General features: G+C 60.0%; 15 protein-coding genes. 7 read left to right on the forward strand and 8 right to left on the reverse strand.

All coding sequences use genetic code 11. The features are described from left to right. Window positions 1-122: 122 nt before the first annotated feature. The 3 genes from PH551_RS03120 to PH551_RS03130 are packed head-to-tail and all read right to left on the reverse strand — an operon-like array spanning window position 123 to window position 1,026. On the reverse strand, window positions 123-296 hold the full coding sequence (locus PH551_RS03120) for a hypothetical protein (protein ID WP_285191820.1): 174 nt from the start codon (window positions 294-296) through the stop codon (window positions 123-125). After that, window positions 293-685 carry a transposase gene (locus PH551_RS03125; RefSeq protein WP_285191821.1) on the reverse strand — a complete coding sequence of 131 codons (393 nt, stop codon included), beginning with the start codon at window positions 683-685 and terminating at the stop codon, window positions 293-295. Before PH551_RS03125 ends, PH551_RS03120 begins: the two co-directional genes overlap by 4 nt. Beyond that, window positions 682-1,026, reverse strand: coding sequence for a hypothetical protein (locus PH551_RS03130; protein ID WP_285191822.1), 345 nt, complete (start codon window positions 1,024-1,026; stop codon window positions 682-684). The genes PH551_RS03125 and PH551_RS03130 overlap by 4 nt, the downstream gene beginning before the upstream one ends. Before the next feature lie 3 nt (window positions 1,027-1,029). Between PH551_RS03130 and PH551_RS03135 the strand changes: the two genes are divergently transcribed. Beyond that, entirely contained in the window at window positions 1,030-1,131 is a 102-nt protein-coding gene (locus tag PH551_RS03135) for a DUF2293 domain-containing protein (RefSeq protein ID WP_285191823.1), read from the forward strand. A 210-nt stretch (window positions 1,132-1,341) separates the two neighbouring features. Here PH551_RS03135 and PH551_RS03140 read toward each other — a convergent pair whose 3' ends face one another. After that, window positions 1,342-1,572: a hypothetical protein gene (locus tag PH551_RS03140; protein ID WP_285191824.1), complete on the reverse strand. Its 231-nt coding sequence runs from the start codon at window positions 1,570-1,572 to the stop codon at window positions 1,342-1,344. 238 nt (window positions 1,573-1,810) lie between these two features. Beyond that, window positions 1,811-2,164, reverse strand: a complete 354-nt coding sequence (locus PH551_RS03145; protein ID WP_285191825.1) for a DUF6894 family protein — start codon at window positions 2,162-2,164, stop codon at window positions 1,811-1,813. A gap of 777 nt (window positions 2,165-2,941) precedes the next feature. Here PH551_RS03145 and PH551_RS03150 point away from each other — a divergent pair. Continuing rightward, entirely contained in the window at window positions 2,942-3,964 is a 1,023-nt protein-coding gene (locus tag PH551_RS03150) for a PAS domain S-box protein (protein WP_285191826.1), read from the forward strand. 359 nt (window positions 3,965-4,323) lie between these two features. Here the strand turns inward: PH551_RS03150 and PH551_RS03155 are convergent, their stop codons facing one another. After that, window positions 4,324-5,460: an acyltransferase family protein gene (locus tag PH551_RS03155; RefSeq protein WP_285191827.1), complete on the reverse strand. Its 1,137-nt coding sequence runs from the start codon at window positions 5,458-5,460 to the stop codon at window positions 4,324-4,326. Window positions 5,461-5,690: 230 nt separating this feature from the next. Between PH551_RS03155 and PH551_RS03160 the strand changes: the two genes are divergently transcribed. After that, complete coding sequence (locus PH551_RS03160) at window positions 5,691-6,047, forward strand: hypothetical protein (protein WP_285191828.1); 357 nt, start codon at window positions 5,691-5,693, stop codon at window positions 6,045-6,047. Window positions 6,048-6,275: 228 nt separating this feature from the next. Beyond that, on the forward strand, window positions 6,276-7,766 hold the full coding sequence (locus PH551_RS03165) for an MDR family MFS transporter (RefSeq protein ID WP_285191829.1): 1,491 nt from the start codon (window positions 6,276-6,278) through the stop codon (window positions 7,764-7,766). Between the two features lie 224 nt (window positions 7,767-7,990). Here the strand turns inward: PH551_RS03165 and PH551_RS03170 are convergent, their stop codons facing one another. Both PH551_RS03170 and PH551_RS03175 read right to left on the reverse strand, forming a co-directional pair. Then, the gene (locus PH551_RS03170; protein ID WP_285191830.1) at window positions 7,991-9,937 is read right to left on the reverse strand and encodes an ABC transporter ATP-binding protein/permease; all 1,947 of its coding nucleotides are present in this window, start codon (window positions 9,935-9,937) and stop codon (window positions 7,991-7,993) included. Window positions 9,938-10,028: 91 nt separating this feature from the next. Continuing rightward, entirely contained in the window at window positions 10,029-10,928 is a 900-nt protein-coding gene (locus tag PH551_RS03175) for a GntR family transcriptional regulator (protein WP_285191831.1), read from the reverse strand. A 236-nt stretch (window positions 10,929-11,164) separates the two neighbouring features. On the opposite strand from PH551_RS03175, the gene PH551_RS03180 reads away from it, so the two are divergent. Genes PH551_RS03180 through PH551_RS03190 form a run of 3 tightly spaced genes read left to right on the forward strand, consistent with a single transcriptional unit; the run spans window position 11,165 to window position 14,189 of the window. Continuing rightward, window positions 11,165-12,667, forward strand: coding sequence for a UxaA family hydrolase (locus PH551_RS03180; protein WP_085776814.1), 1,503 nt, complete (start codon window positions 11,165-11,167; stop codon window positions 12,665-12,667). A gap of 46 nt (window positions 12,668-12,713) precedes the next feature. Further along, complete coding sequence (locus tag PH551_RS03185) at window positions 12,714-13,733, forward strand: aldo/keto reductase (RefSeq protein WP_285191832.1); 1,020 nt, start codon at window positions 12,714-12,716, stop codon at window positions 13,731-13,733. Window positions 13,734-13,742: 9 nt separating this feature from the next. Further along, window positions 13,743-14,189 (forward strand): RbsD/FucU family protein, encoded by a 447-nt coding sequence (locus tag PH551_RS03190; RefSeq protein WP_285191833.1) that lies wholly within the window; start codon window positions 13,743-13,745, stop codon window positions 14,187-14,189. The last annotated feature ends 19 nt before the right edge of the window (window positions 14,190-14,208 follow it).

The following is a 14,208-nucleotide window of genomic DNA, read 5'->3' on the forward strand; positions in this document are numbered from 1 at the left end:
GTTCCAATTCGCTGTATATCCAATACAGAGAGCGGCTTGATCGAACATAGGTCAAGCGAGCGCCGTTTGATGGCGGCGTTGATTCTGCTTTGTTCATTCCTGCTGCGTGAGCATCTTCCATCCTAGCTCAACCCACGCCGGCAGCATGTCGTCAAAACGGCTTCCTCGATCCTCATCGGCAAGCGGACCGACCAGAAGAACGTCTCGTCGTCGTCCGATGTATGCCCATAAAAGCAAACCGAGCAGCCGTCCTCGCATAGCACCTCATCGACCTGCACGATGTCGGCGAACGTCATTGTCGTTGCTCCCTCGTCCCCTTCGGCCGGGCCGCCTTAGCCGAGAGTTGCCATGCATCACCGGGCCTTTCGCCTTCGCTGGTGTCTCGGAGCGCTACCCACATGGCGCCGTTGCTCGTGACGACCGCACCTCGCTGGTAGCCTATGGCCCTTTGCCAAATCCCAGCGTAGCGGATGCCGCCATTTTCGAGCTGTTCAACGCGGGCACCCAAGACCCTCAGCTTCGCCGCAGTGGTAGCGGTTGTGGCCGCGATGAGCGCGTGAACCATGCGCCTGCTCAATGGCCGTTGGTTCTGCTCGTCGCTAAAGTTGGTGTCGAGGCCGGTTCTGATCTCCTCGGCGCGCGCCGCGATCATGGCGAGTTCCTCGTCGTCTCCCTTGCCTATCATTGCCCAATGCTCCCCATGATTTCGGCCACCTCGGCGCCTAACAAGCTGCGGCGTTGATCCAGGACCACGGCCAGTTTTTCTATCTTTTCGCGATTATCGAGCACGAACTGCCCTGCGGCGGCAAAGAGTGCGCGGCTCATCTCTTGAAGTGGGTCGGCCCAGGAACCGAGGAAAAGCGCATGCCGGAACAGTAATAGATCTGACTCCGACAGATCGGTTTCCGGCGCCGCAGCTTGGCCCGCTAAAGCCACAATCCCGTATGCCGCAGCCACCGCACCAATGTCCGCGCTCCAGGCATCGGCAAAGCCGTTGGCATCACCATGCAGAACGTCCTTCGGCACTGGATGACTGACTATGATCAGTTACTGCTTGAAGGCGTAGAGCGCGAGGAAGCTCGCCGACGTGTACAGCCAAGGATCAATGCGATGATCGCGGCTTGGCGTTAGAGTCGCCGAGTCCCGTCGCTGTTGTAGCCGTCGTCCCACATCCGCTGTATGCGCGCGTTATGCTCCTCGTGTCGCTGCATCCAATGCCTGAATAGCGTCAGACCAAGCACCCCGCAAAAGGCACCGGCAAAGAAGGTTCCGAACATGCAAGCTTGCTCCCGCTTCGATGGGCCCCGTTCAAACCTGCTTCTCGACAATGTGGCTGCCGTTCTATCCGAGCACGCCATTGCAATGGCCGAAAACATCGCCGACATGGAAGATGACGCAGTGTGAGACCGACGGTGGTGCATCTTGCCGCCAAGGCGGGGAACTCAAAATGAGAAAAGGGGTTGCGCCAAGCGCCTTTGAGGACAGGAGTATTTCTGAGATTTCGCCAAAGGTGAATAAAGCAAAGACGGTAAGCAACAAAGCAACGACAATGAGGATTTCAGTTTTTGTCATTGTTAATCATGTAGCCATCTGGTGACCGGCGACAATCGGACTTAGGTCTGGAAACGCACCCCGTCGTCGACGATTGCTCAACCCAGTTCTGCATCATTCCAAGGCATAAACCGCCACCTCATCAGCAACATCCCTCAGCCCCTTATATGAGGGTGCCGCGGCAAGAAACTGCTCCGCGAGGGTTTGCCGGGACATGGACGCCAAAGCGATCGAACGATTGGTGCGATTAGTAAGATCATCAGTCCGGGATAACAGACGCGAAGGGAACCAACGCGACGGTCGCGCCGTCTTCCAATGCAATTTCGAAGCAGTCGGCGTCAATTGGTCGCTTTGCCAAGATGCCTTCGGGAAGCATCTCTCGAGCCGCCTCGACTGCGTGGTCGTAGGTTTCCGCAGCACTGGCGAACTCCAGGCCTTCTGTATCCAGATCCAGCTCCTCCCCTCGCCTTAAATGGAGTAGAACTTTTGCATGAGCCGCTCCTCGAAGCAGCCAAACGACGCTGTCTCTCCGCGGGTTCCCACCGGGGTTCACAATGCCGTCAAAGCCCGGCGCGCGATTTCGAATCGAATTGATGTCGTTCGGCGCTAACATTATCAGCGCTCCTGAGAGATGTAGCCAGCGCAAAGGAGATGCATTGCCGAGGGTTACTGGGACGCCGTCTGTGTTAAAGTGATCCGACGTGTTTTCGATTTCGATTTGATCGGAGGTCTAAACCCGGCGCATTGAGCGTAGCAGGCGTCGGACCGTACTTTGCACCCGTCGCCGCCATAGAGGCAGTTGTCTCGCAGTTTGGCGTCTTGAAGGATAACGCATTGGTTGACGCAAGATTGGTTCAGGTTTTGACAGCTGGTTAATTCGTCAAGCGTGCAGCCCAACGTGTAACTAGTCGAGCAAATGCTTAGAATTCCAAGTAGCAAGAGACGCATCATACTAAGCCAGTGGAATATTATATTCATCTAATTATACAAATTATTCACATGCCAACAATAACAACTTATTATTAGTGTTTTAGCTGATCTTATAGACAGAAGGTTATATTTGACGCGGGATGGAGAGCGGAGTTCCAAGCGGCGGTGAGCGATACGCCCAGACCTATGCTGACGGGCAGGCAATGCGGTTTGGTGTGACCCGGAATTCGCAACGATCGACTTGCAAACAAATTGGCAGAGATAGAATTGTCAGCTTCTTCTCCGGCTTCGATCGCTTCTTCGGTTCCGCACATTGCCTGTGTACGCTTCCGCTCTACATATTCGTCATGACGCCGCGAATGCTAGGCTCAGGCACCTGAGAGGCTGCTGTCTCCCGCCGGAACGGAGGAGACGTATTGCTCTCGTCAGTGGCTCTATTGAACATCAGACTGGGGCGTAGATGAGTTTGGGTGATCGAGAAAAACGGGCTACTGCCCAGCTGGTACCGCCCGCTTATGATGCCGCAGCCTTTCTCGCGGCCATTATTGAATCGTCAGACGATGCCATTGTCAGCAAGAGCTTGTCCGGCATTGTCATGACATGGAACAAAGGTGCCGAGAGAATTTTCGGATATGCCGCAGACGAGGCAATAGGAAAGCCCATCACCCTTGTTATACCGGAGAATCGCCTCGATGAAGAGCCCGCCATACTTAGCAGAATCCAAGCCGGTGAACGTGTCGATCACTTTGAAACGGTAAGACGCCGCAAAGACGGCAAACTCATCGACATTTCTTTGACAATCTCCCCGATCAGAGACGGCAGTGGCGAAATCATCGGAGCATCGAAGATTGCCCGCGACATCTCGGAGCGGAAACGGGCAGCCGAGCACCGAGAACTGCTCCTCCGGGAAATGCATCACCGCGTAAAAAACCTGTTCGCGATCATCAGCAGCATTATCACGCTGGGTGCCCGGACCGCAGCAACGCCCGGCGATCTCGCCGCCAGGACCAACGAGAGGGTAATGGCTTTGGCCCGAGCGCACGAGATAACGCTGCCAAGTTTAACAGAACAGCCCGTCGAGGTTCGGCCAGCCACGCTGTCTCAGCTTCTGTCGAATATCCTTGCACCTTACGACAACCGACAATGGGCGCTCCATGGCGAGGACGTCGAGGTAGGTCTAGAGAAGATCAGCACCCTGGCGCTGTTGTTTCACGAGCTCGCCACGAATGCGGCTAAGTACGGAGCGCTCTCTGTCAACGAAGGTACCCTCGAGATCGCAACTGCAATCTCGCCGGACACAATCGAATTGGTCTGGGTTGAAGCGAACGGACCGCCGACTACGGAGCCAAATCAAGCTCCTTCTGGCTTTGGAAGAATCCTGGAGCAAAGAATAGCACGGAGCCTTGGCATTGATATCCAGCGATCCTGGATGCCAGGGGGATTGTCCATTCGGCTTTTGCTTCCGCGCCTCGCGATCATGTAACGTCTGGCCGGACGGAAATTCATGTGGAATTAAGCTGGCCGCTCAGCGCACAGGAGACGCATTGCCGGGGTTTGGCAAATCGCCGAGCAGCCTATTCAAACAGGACCAAACATTTCCTTCGTGCTCTAAAAACAGGTCAGCTCATTGGATCGCGGGATGGTTATCGTGAAGTGCCCCTCCACCCCACAGTTGGGCCGTGCGGAGGCAGTTTCCAATTCTCTGCGCGCGGTCCGACGCTTGATAAGATCGACGGTCGATGCTGTCCGAAACAATGTCCCGAGATCCCGTCGGATCGAGCCATCCTATTCGCGCCCTTCCGCCGGAGGCGCAACACCATCCATCGAAGATTGCGGGCGCCTCTAGATCGCCACCTGCCTCTGCTGTGTCAGGCGTCTCCCGACCGTCTGACCGGGCAACTCGATGAACTTGTAGCCTACAAAGGACAAGACATAGACGATCGGAATGGTCACGATCAGCGTCAGCAGCCAGCGTGCGGAGTTGCTGAGATCGGTATTGCCGATCAGCCAGGCGATCACCGGCTGCATGATAAGCAGGTGAATCAGATAGGCTCCGAACGAAAGTTCGCCGAGATTTCGAAAGAACGTGTTGCCGAGAACCGAATTGACCGAGCGGGAATAGCTGCCGCCGGAACCCGGAACCCGATCGGCGTGCACCAGGACAAAGAATAGCGCCACGATCCCGAGGCGCACACTTTCGTGCAGCACGGTCACATCGCCACCGACGGGGATGAGAACCAACAGAGCCGAGATTGCAAAAGCCAGGTATGCCCTGCCGTGCGACATCCACAGTGCACCGGCGAGCAGCATGCCGGCGGCGAAGATGTGCATTTTCATCGGAAGAAACGACGGCATCGGGAAGCGAAAACCGAGGTGATGGACCACCCAGGCGGCAGTGACGGCCAAGCCCACGGTGACCAGCGTGCCCTTCAGCCAACCCAGCCGACCGAGGACGATCATGATGAAGGGCAAAGCTGCATAGAATTGCATTTCCAGGCCAATGCTCCAATCGGGGAGCGCCGTGCGGAAAGCATGAGCCGGGGACAAGCCGAACAGGAAGGAGAGATGCATCAGGTAGTTGGTCAGGCTATCGTCCAAATAGCGGGATGCGGCTTGCGGCGGATTGCCGTTGAAAGCGTCAATGATCATCCTTGCCTGATAGATCTCGGACCCGGCGATGAGAGCAATTACCAGCATGACGTAATAGAGCGGTGCGATGCGGAAGAAGCGACGAGCCCAGAACACCGCCCATGTTTGCGGGCTCTCCCATGGCTCTCTGGCCTTGCGTCGCTGATAGTGGAACACCATCAGGAAGCCAGAGAGCATGATGAACAGGTCGACCCCCAGCTCGGGATCTCCGATAACAGGCACCTTGAAGCCCGTCAGGATGTGCGCATGGCCGATCAGCACCCATAGCGCTGCCAAACCACGCAAGCCATCCAGACATTCAATGCGTCTCCCGCCCTTCATCGCGTCCATGAGATACTCCTGTCCATTCGTATCCGCGGGCAGGGTTAGCATCTTCGACGGCAACCGGATAGTGTTGAGTGAATTTTTATGGGCCTCGGCACAACTTGCGCGGGTTGACAGTCAATGAAGGGCTGGTGGCGTCAGGCTGCCCGCTGCGTCTATTCGACTGCGAAATATCAGAAGGAACATGCCGCTGCCGAACAGGTTCTCCCCTTGAGACAACAAGGATGGAGAACCTCATGTCCTGCAAACTCATCGCGATATCCCTCCTTTCGATCGGTCTTGCCGGCTCGGCTCTGGCCCAGACGGCGGGTGGGGCGAATTCTAGCGGGCGGCTTTCGGTGGCGCCTGTCATCGGCGGGTCGGGCAATACAGGCGCGGGTTCGGCCGGTACCGGCTCCGTCGGTGCGGGCTCGGCGGGCACGGGGTCCGTCGGCACCGATCCCGGCATGACCGGCAGCACCTCCGGCACTGGCGGCCTCGATCTCAACAGCGGCCCCAGCACGATCAATCCGGGCGGCGTCAATCCGGATCTCCGGCAGACGCCGGGCTGCACCGATGGCAGTGGCTCGCTCAACGAGGCATGTCAGCGGTGAGAATGGCGAGCGCCAGCCTGCCGCAGAATAAGGCCCCGCAATGGCGCCGGGCCGTCATTTCAACTGCCGCCGTTGACGTCGCGCAAAATGACGGCCGCCTAAGAGAATTGCTTTACCGGCCGCCATTCCGGTCGTACAAGAACAGCATCTCTCCGCAAATGGCGATCGCCACACCCAGCCAGCCTGCCGATATCTTCGGCGTCCGCGGAGCACCCGAAGAGGATCGTCATGTCGAATGCAGCGCATCGCTCGAACCGCGTGCTTGTCGTCGCGACCATCATGGTGGCGACATTCATGGTTGCCATCGAGGCGACGATCGTGGCGACGGCAATGCCGCGCATCGTCGGCCAGCTCGGCGGCTTTTCCTATTACAGCTGGGTATTTTCGGCCTTCCTGCTGGCGCAGTCGACGACGACGGTCATCTACGGCAAGCTTTCCGATATTTTCGGACGCAAGCCGGTTTTGATCGGCGGCATCCTGATCTTCCTCGCCGGCTCTCTGCTCTGCGGCTTTGCCTGGTCGATGATGTCGCTGGTGCTGTTCCGGCTGCTGCAGGGGCTCGGCGCCGGAGCGATCCAGCCGGTGACGATGACCATCATCGGCGACCTCTTCAAGCTTGAGGAACGCGGCCGCGTGCAGGGCGCGATGGCGACGGTCTGGGCGACGTCGGCCGTTGTCGGGCCGCTTGCCGGCGGCATCATCGTCGATACCTTCTCCTGGGCCTGGATCTTCTGGATCAACCTGCCGATCGGCATCGTCTCGATCATCGCCTTCATGATCTTCCTGAAGGAGGACGTCGCGCACAAGCAGGCGAGGATCGATTATCTCGGATCGGTGCTGTTTTCGATTTCGATCGTCGCCCTGCTCGTCATGCTGACGGAAACCGAAGCGAGCGCTTGGATCCTGCTGTCGCTCTTCGCCGTCTTCGTCGTCGCGGGGCTCTTCTTCGTCGCCCAGGAGAGGCGGGCGCCGGAGCCGATCATTTCGATCGCCCTCTGGAGCCGCCGGCTGATCGCGACCAGCAATGCTGCCACGCTGCTTGCCGGCATGGCGCTGATCGGCCTTTCCACCATCCTGCCGATCTATGTGCAGGGCGTACTCGGCCGTTCGCCTGTTGTCGCCGGCTTCACGCTCACCATGCTCATCGTCGGCTGGCCGCTGGCGGTAATGCTCTCCAGCCGCTTCTACAGGACCTTCGGCATTCGCCGCACACTGCGCGTCGGCAGCCTGCTGTTTCCGTTCGGCGCCTGCTTCCTGTTGTTCCTGACGCCCGAAAGCTCGCCGGTTCTTGCCGGCGCCGGCTCCTTCTTGATGGGCTTCGGCATGGGCCTGATCAGCCTGACGAGCATCGTGCTGGTGCAGGACAGCGTCGAATGGTCGATGCGCGGCAGCGCCACGGCTTCGATCATCTTCGCCCGCAGCCTCGGTAATACGCTCGGAGCCACGGTACTCGGCGCCATTCTCAATGCCGGCATCAGCCATTATGCGAGCGGCGAAACGGCTTCCGCCCTTCATAAAGCGCTGAACCAGCCGACCGGACTTTCGGCGCTCGCCGCCGATCCGGCGATCCGCAGCGTCTTCAACGCAGCCCTGCACTGGAGCTTCTGGGGCGTCGTCGTTGTCGCGGTGCTGACCTTCTTCACCACCTGGCTGATCCCCGTCGGCCACCGCCAGACGCGCGAAGAGCCGGCGGTGGCAGGCGAGGCAGCCTCGCATTGACACGGTTGCTCCTGACGGGGAGCGCCTGGCAAATTGCTGACAACGTTTCCTCCGTCATGCCCGGCCTTGTGCCGAACATCTAGCACCGCAGTTATCTAAGAGAAAACGATTTAATTTTCAGACACTTATTCGACGTGCGCAGATCCTCGATACAAGGCCGAACATGACGTCGCGCGTTTCCCCGCAAGTGCGGAAAACCGCTTCGCAGTTTTCCTGGAATTACCTTATCGGCGGTTCTCCAAAACGCGCAGGATCAAGTTTCGTCTTCCCTTGCGCTGGGCGAGATCGATATCGCTGACGAGCTTGGCGCCGCCCTCGCGCCGCTCCAAGGTGATCTTGCGGCTGTGGAAGGCTTCCAATTCGGCGCGATGCGCCACGCTGATGATGGTCGCTGTCGGCAATTCGTCGATTATCGTCTCCATCATCCTGTCCTGGCTCTTCTCATCGAGTGCCGAGGTCGCTTCGTCGAGAACGATGATATCGGGGGCGTGCAGCAGTAGCCGCGCGAAGGCGAGCCGTTGCTTTTCGCCGCCCGACAGGGTCTGATCCCATGGCGCGTCTTCCTCGAGCTTTTCGCTCAGATAATCCAGGCCCACTTTGGCAAGGGCGGTCTTGATTTCCTCCGGCGTCCAGCTGTCGGCGGCGCGGGGATAGGCCACTGCGCGGCGAAGCGTTCCGGACGGGATATAGGGCCGCTGGGGCAACATGAACAAGCGTCGGTCGCCGTGGAAATCGACGCTGCCGTGACCCCAGGGCCAAAGGCCGGAGATGGCGCGCACCAGCGTGCTTTTGCCGGAGCCCGATTCGCCTGCTACGAGCACCCGCTCGCCTGGTGCGATCTCCACCTGGGTTTCCTTGACCACCGCGGTACCGTCGTCGAGAGTCACCGAGAGATCGTTCAAATTCAGGATTGCATTGCCCTCTGTTTCACCGTGCTTGATGCGTCCCAAGGCATCGCTTTGTTCGGCCCGCTCAAGGCCGTCGAGCGACATCATCAGCGAGGCGACGCGTCGCGCACAGGCGTTCCAGTCGGCGAGACGCGGGTAGTTGTCGACCAGCCAACCGAAGGCCGTCTGAACGATGGCGAAGGCGGAGGCAGCCTGCATGACCTCGCCAAGCGTCATGCCGCCCGCGAGAAATTTCGGCGCGCAGAGCAGGAGCGGCACCACCGGGGCAATCAGCATCGATCCGTGCGAGACGAAGGTCGTGCGCATGTGCTGGCGGGCTAGCAGCGCCCATTGCCTGAGCACATTGGAAAATGTCTTGTCTAGGTCGCTACGCTCCTCTTCCTCGCCACCGAGCAAGGCGATGCTCTCGCCGTTTTCGCGCACACGGGTCAAGGTGTATCGAAGCTCGGCCTCCACCTGGTTCTTGACCTCCGAGACCTGGACGAAATGGCGGCCGATGACCGCTATCACGGTTGAGGTGATCACGGCGTAGAGCACCGCAGTGACGACGAGAAAACCGGGGATGGTGATGGTCGACCCGGCGAGCGGCAGCGTGAGCGCTCCACCGATCGTCCACAGCACGACGATGAAGGTCGAGGCCGATAGAAAGGCTGATATGACGCCGGCGATGAAATCGACCGGCGCTTCGGTGGCAATCCGCAAATCTTCCGAGATGCGCGCCTCAGGATTCTTGTGGTCGCCGCCGATGAGGTTCAGCTGATAATAACGACCGTTGGCCAGCCAGCGCGTGATCACCGTCTTCGTCAGCCAGGAGCGCCAGCGGCGCTGGATCATCATGCGAACATAGACTTGTGCCGTCACGAGAGCGACGCTTCCGAGCACGAGCGGCACGAAGACGGCACTGAGATAATAGACGGTGCCGGCGTCGTGCCGCTCTATCGCGTCGAAGATTCCGCGGTTCCAGCGGTTGATCCCATATTGGAAGCCGACATTGATGCAGATCATCGTCAACAGACCGATCGAGCATGGCCAGGCGAGCCTGTCGCCACCGCGGCCCCAGTAACGGCGGGCGCTGATCCAGAAACGCCTGAGCAAATATCGCTTGCGCGCCTGCTCTGCCTCCTCGGGCGTGAGCTGCGGACTGGGTTCGATGACATCCGGCGGCGCGATCTCGACAGTCGATGCCTTCTGCTGGCGCGACTTCTCGGCACCGTCCTGCTCGGTGCCGTCGACCGATTTCGGGTTGAGTGTAACGTCGGTCATAAGCACGATAACGGCTTACAAATCAGAAGGTTTCATGGCGCCGCGCCGACGTGGCGCTCGCATCAAGCTGACGTCTGCCGGGAGAGGCCCCTCAGGCGTGGTCGCTCATAGTCTGCGGCAGAGATTGCAGCAGGGTCTGACGGGCGGAGCGCAGGTGGACGCGGCAGGCTTTTCCGATCGCTGCCTGGTCGCCGGATTCCAGTGCGGCGATATAGTCCAGATGTTCGTGGATGGCGCGCTCGTTGCGCTCGCGGGCGGCGGTCTTGTTCCACTGGTAGTGATAGTGGAAGATGATGGCGATCGCATCGTAGAAATCGGCGATGAAGCGGTTCTTCGAGGCGCGGTGGATCAACAAGTGGAAGCGCTCGTCGAGGACGGAGAAATCCTTGAAACGCTGGTTGATGTCGGCAAGCATGGCGAGATGCTCCTCGCGCATGGCGGCAAGATCGATCCACGCTTGATTGTCTTTGGGAAGTCGGCCGAACTCGGCAGCCGAATGCAACTCGAACATTTCGCGGACATCGGCAAGTTCGAGCGCGAATTCGCGGGTGAAGCCCTTCAGCGTCCAATGACTGTTCGGCCGCTTTTCGATCAGGCCGAAGCGGGAGAAGCGGATCAGGAATTCGCGCACGCTCGTCGTGCCGGTGCCGATCTCGCGGGCAAGCTCCAGTTCGTTGATCTGCATTCCGGGCGCGGCATCGTCGGCAAGGATGCGCCGCATGAAACTACGCTCGATGATGTCATGCAGCGAATCCGTCTCTTCGGAGGGAAAAAGGTCACGGTCGGTGGGCTCGCGCAGCACGATCTTCTGGCGCTTGTTCCAGCGGATGATGCCTTCATCGCTGAGGCGGGTGAGGATGGCACGCGCGGTGGAGCGGCTGACGCCGAGCTGGGCGGCGATCTCCGGCTCCGACGGCAGCGCCGTATCCGTGCGCAGAGCCGCGGCATACCTGTTGTATGCTTCCTTGAAGACCGTGTTCTGCCTTGCCATCAGATCCCCCGCTTTCCGCCCGCGTGCCGGGATTTCCTTCCCGCTTCAAAAAGCGAAAAGGCGACCGACCGGAGCTTGTTCAAAATCCATTAGCGTATTTCCGATCGTCTGCGGCGCATTGCCTCCCTCGTCCACAGGATCAATATTCCCGTTGACTTGAAAATGTTTATTGTAGATAAAAAACAAAATCAATCGCATTCGCCGATGCAGCGAGCGTTTCCTTCAGGGAGAAGAGATTGGACAAACAGCCTTGGATCATCCTGTCGGCCGGCGACAATGTCGCGGTCGCAACGTCCGCCATCGCTGAGGGCTCGACGGTTGCCGGCGTCGAGGCCCGCCAGAAGATCGAGCCGGGCCACAAGGTGGCGATTGCCGATATTCCGCTCGGTTCGGCCGTGGTGAAATACGGACAGGCGATCGGCCGCACCACCGCCGAGGTCAAGGCCGGCGACCATGTGCACAGCCATAATCTGCATTTCGAAAACGACCGGCTCGCCGTCACCGCCAATTCGGCACCGGAAGAAGCAACCGCCGAGGACAAGGCGCGCACCTTCATGGGCTACCGCCGCGCCGATGGACGGGCGGCGACGCGCAATTATATCGGCATCATCGCCAGCGTGAACTGTTCCACCACCGTCTGCCGGGCGATCGCGGACGAGGCGAACCGGACGATCCTGCCGCATTATGACGGCATCGACGGTTTCGTGCCGATCGTGCATGACCAGGGCTGCGGCATGAGCTCGACCGGCGACGGCATGAATGTGCTGCACCGGACGCTTGCCGGCTATACCAGGCATGTCAATTTCGGCGGCGTGCTGATGATCGGCCTCGGCTGCGAGGTCAACCAGCTGACGCTTTACGGACAGAGCGGCGCTGGCGCCTCCAAGCGCCATTTCAACATTCAGGATGCCGGCGGTTCTCGCCGTGCGGTCGAACGCGCCATGGGCGTGCTCCGCGAGATCGCCGCCGATGTCGGCAAGGAGAAGCGGGTTCCGATCTCGATCGGCGAGATCATCATTGGCCTGCAATGCGGCGGCTCGGACGGCTTTTCCGGCATCACCGCCAATCCGGCGCTCGGCGTCGCCGCCGATCTGCTGGCGGCGGCCGGCGGCACGGCGATCCTGTCGGAGACCTCGGAGATTTACGGCGCCGAACATCTGCTGCGCAGCCGCGCCGTCAGCGACGAGGTGGCGAGAAAGCTCGACGAGAAAATCGCCTGGTGGGAAGACTATGTCGCTCTGCATGGCGCCTCGCTCGACAACAACCCGTCGCCCGGCAACAAGCGCGGCGGTCTCACAACCATCCTGGAAAAGTCGCTCGGTGCGGTAGCCAAGGGTGGCCGCTCGCCGCTGACGGCGGTCTATGGTTATGCCGAGCGAGTGACAGCCCCCGGCCTCGTCTTCATGGACACGCCCGGCTACGACCCGGTTTCGGCAACCGGCCAGGTGGCCGGCGGGGCGAACATGATTGCGTTCACCACAGGCCGCGGCAGCTGCTTCGGCTGTCGGCCGGCGCCGTCGTTGAAGCTGTCGAGCAATTCGGCGCTCTATGCCTCCATGGAAGAGGACATGGACATCGATTGCGGCACCATCGCAACCGGTGACGCGACGATCAGCGGCAAGGGGCGCGAGATCTTCGACCTGATCGTCGATACGGCCTCCGGCAAGAAGACCAAGAGCGAGATCTTCGGTTACGGCGATAACGAATTCGTGCCTTGGCATCTCGGCGCAACGCTCTAGATGCGATGCTAAGCTTTTGTTTTTATAGAATTCCCGAGGGGGCGTGATGAAGACGAGACGGATCGGCAAGACCGGCCTTGAGGTGACGGAGATCAGCTACGGCGCAGCGCCGCTCGGCGGTCTCTACCGCGCCTGCCCGCGTGAGCAGGCGATGGAAACGCTACAAGCGGCCTGGGACAGCGGCATCCGCTATTTCGACGTCGCCCCCTGGTATGGCCTCGGCCTTGCAGAACGGCGCGTCGGCGATTTCCTGCGTGACCATGCGGACGGTGCCTACGTGCTTTCCACCAAGGTCGGGCGACTGCTTCGGCCGGTGGCGACGGGAACGGTGCCGGATTACAGCTATGTCGATCCGCTGTCCTTCGATGCCGATTACGACTATTCCTATGACGGAATCATGCGCTCGGTCGAGTTCAGCTATGCGCGTCTCGGCCTCAATCGCATCGACATTCTCTACGTGCACGATATCGGCGTCTATACGCATGGCGCGGCGAAGAACGCGGTCTATCAGAAGCAGCTGCTCGATTCCGGCGTGAAGGCGCTGGAAGAGCTGAAGTCTTCCGGCGCGATTTCCGCCTTCGGCCTCGGCGTCAACGAAGTGCCCGTCTGCCTCGACGTCATGCGCCATGCCGATCTCGACTGCATCCTGCTGGCCGGCCGCTATACGCTGCTCGACCGTTCGGCGGTTGACGAACTCCTGCCACTCTGCCGGGAGAAGGGCACGTCGCTCGTCGTCGGCGGCGTCTTCAACTCCGGCATTCTCGCCACCGGCCCGGTGCCCGGCTCGCATTTCGATTATATGCCGGCAGACGAGGAGGTGCTCGCCAAGGTCGGCGCGATGGAGGCGATCGCCAAGAGCCACGGCGTGCCGCTCGCGGCCGCCGCCATGCAGTTTCCGCTGCGCGATCCGATCGTCGCCTCGGTGCTGATCGGCACGGCCAAGCCCTCGAGCCTGACGCGTAACATGGAAACGGTCGCGACGCCGCTTGCCGACGGCATCTTTGCCGAATTCGAACCCTATACGCTCACTGCGCCGCCGCTCGGCACCGAAGCCGTCCGAGTCTGAGGAGATATTATGCTTAGAGGTATTCATCCGCTGCTCGGGCCCGACCTGCTCCATGCGCTGAAGACGATGGGACATGGCGACGACATCGTCATCGCAGACGCCAATTTTCCCGCCGGCTCGATGGGCCCGCCGGTCATCCGCGCCGATGGCGTCAGCGCCACCGACATGGCCGCAGCAATCCTGGCGCATATGCCGCTCGACACTTTCGTGCCGGAAACCGCATGGAGGATGGAGGTCGTCGGCGACCCCAGCGCCGTGCCCGAAGTGTGCGCGGAGTTCCAGCAGATCGTCTCGAAGCGCGCCGGCGATTTTGCCATCGTGCCGGTGGAGCGCTTCGCCTTCTACGCGATGGCCCGCAAGGCCGCCTATATCGTCGCGACAACGGAGTTCCGGCTATACGGCAACTTGATTTTGAAAAAGGGCGTCGTGCACCCGCACGAGATCGATCTGACCTGATAGCTATTTTAGGCTATCG

Origin of the sequence: Rhizobium atlanticum, from assembly GCF_030182485.1 — a bacterium.
Classification (GTDB): Bacteria; Pseudomonadota; Alphaproteobacteria; order Rhizobiales; family Rhizobiaceae; genus Rhizobium.

Excerpts from the sequence above, each read along its gene's own strand:
- PH551_RS03150 (WP_285191826.1), top strand. The coding sequence starts at position 2,942 with ATGAGTTTGGGTGATCGAGAAAAACGGGCTACTGCCCAGCTGGTACCG.
- PH551_RS03135 (WP_285191823.1), top strand. The coding sequence starts at position 1,030 with ATGACTGACTATGATCAGTTACTGCTTGAAGGCGTAGAGCGCGAGGAA.
- PH551_RS03125 (WP_285191821.1), bottom strand. The coding sequence starts at position 685 with ATGATAGGCAAGGGAGACGACGAGGAACTCGCCATGATCGCGGCGCGC.
- PH551_RS03140 (WP_285191824.1), bottom strand. The coding sequence starts at position 1,572 with ATGACAAAAACTGAAATCCTCATTGTCGTTGCTTTGTTGCTTACCGTC.
- PH551_RS03170 (WP_285191830.1), bottom strand. The coding sequence starts at position 9,937 with ATGACCGACGTTACACTCAACCCGAAATCGGTCGACGGCACCGAGCAG.
- PH551_RS03190 (WP_285191833.1), top strand. The coding sequence starts at position 13,743 with ATGCTTAGAGGTATTCATCCGCTGCTCGGGCCCGACCTGCTCCATGCG.
- PH551_RS03145 (WP_285191825.1), bottom strand. The coding sequence starts at position 2,164 with ATGTTAGCGCCGAACGACATCAATTCGATTCGAAATCGCGCGCCGGGC.
- PH551_RS03165 (WP_285191829.1), top strand. The coding sequence starts at position 6,276 with ATGTCGAATGCAGCGCATCGCTCGAACCGCGTGCTTGTCGTCGCGACC.
- PH551_RS03155 (WP_285191827.1), bottom strand. The coding sequence starts at position 5,460 with ATGGACGCGATGAAGGGCGGGAGACGCATTGAATGTCTGGATGGCTTG.
- PH551_RS03120 (WP_285191820.1), bottom strand. The coding sequence starts at position 296 with ATGACGTTCGCCGACATCGTGCAGGTCGATGAGGTGCTATGCGAGGAC.
- PH551_RS03185 (WP_285191832.1), top strand. The coding sequence starts at position 12,714 with ATGAAGACGAGACGGATCGGCAAGACCGGCCTTGAGGTGACGGAGATC.
- PH551_RS03160 (WP_285191828.1), top strand. The coding sequence starts at position 5,691 with ATGTCCTGCAAACTCATCGCGATATCCCTCCTTTCGATCGGTCTTGCC.
- PH551_RS03175 (WP_285191831.1), bottom strand. The coding sequence starts at position 10,928 with ATGGCAAGGCAGAACACGGTCTTCAAGGAAGCATACAACAGGTATGCC.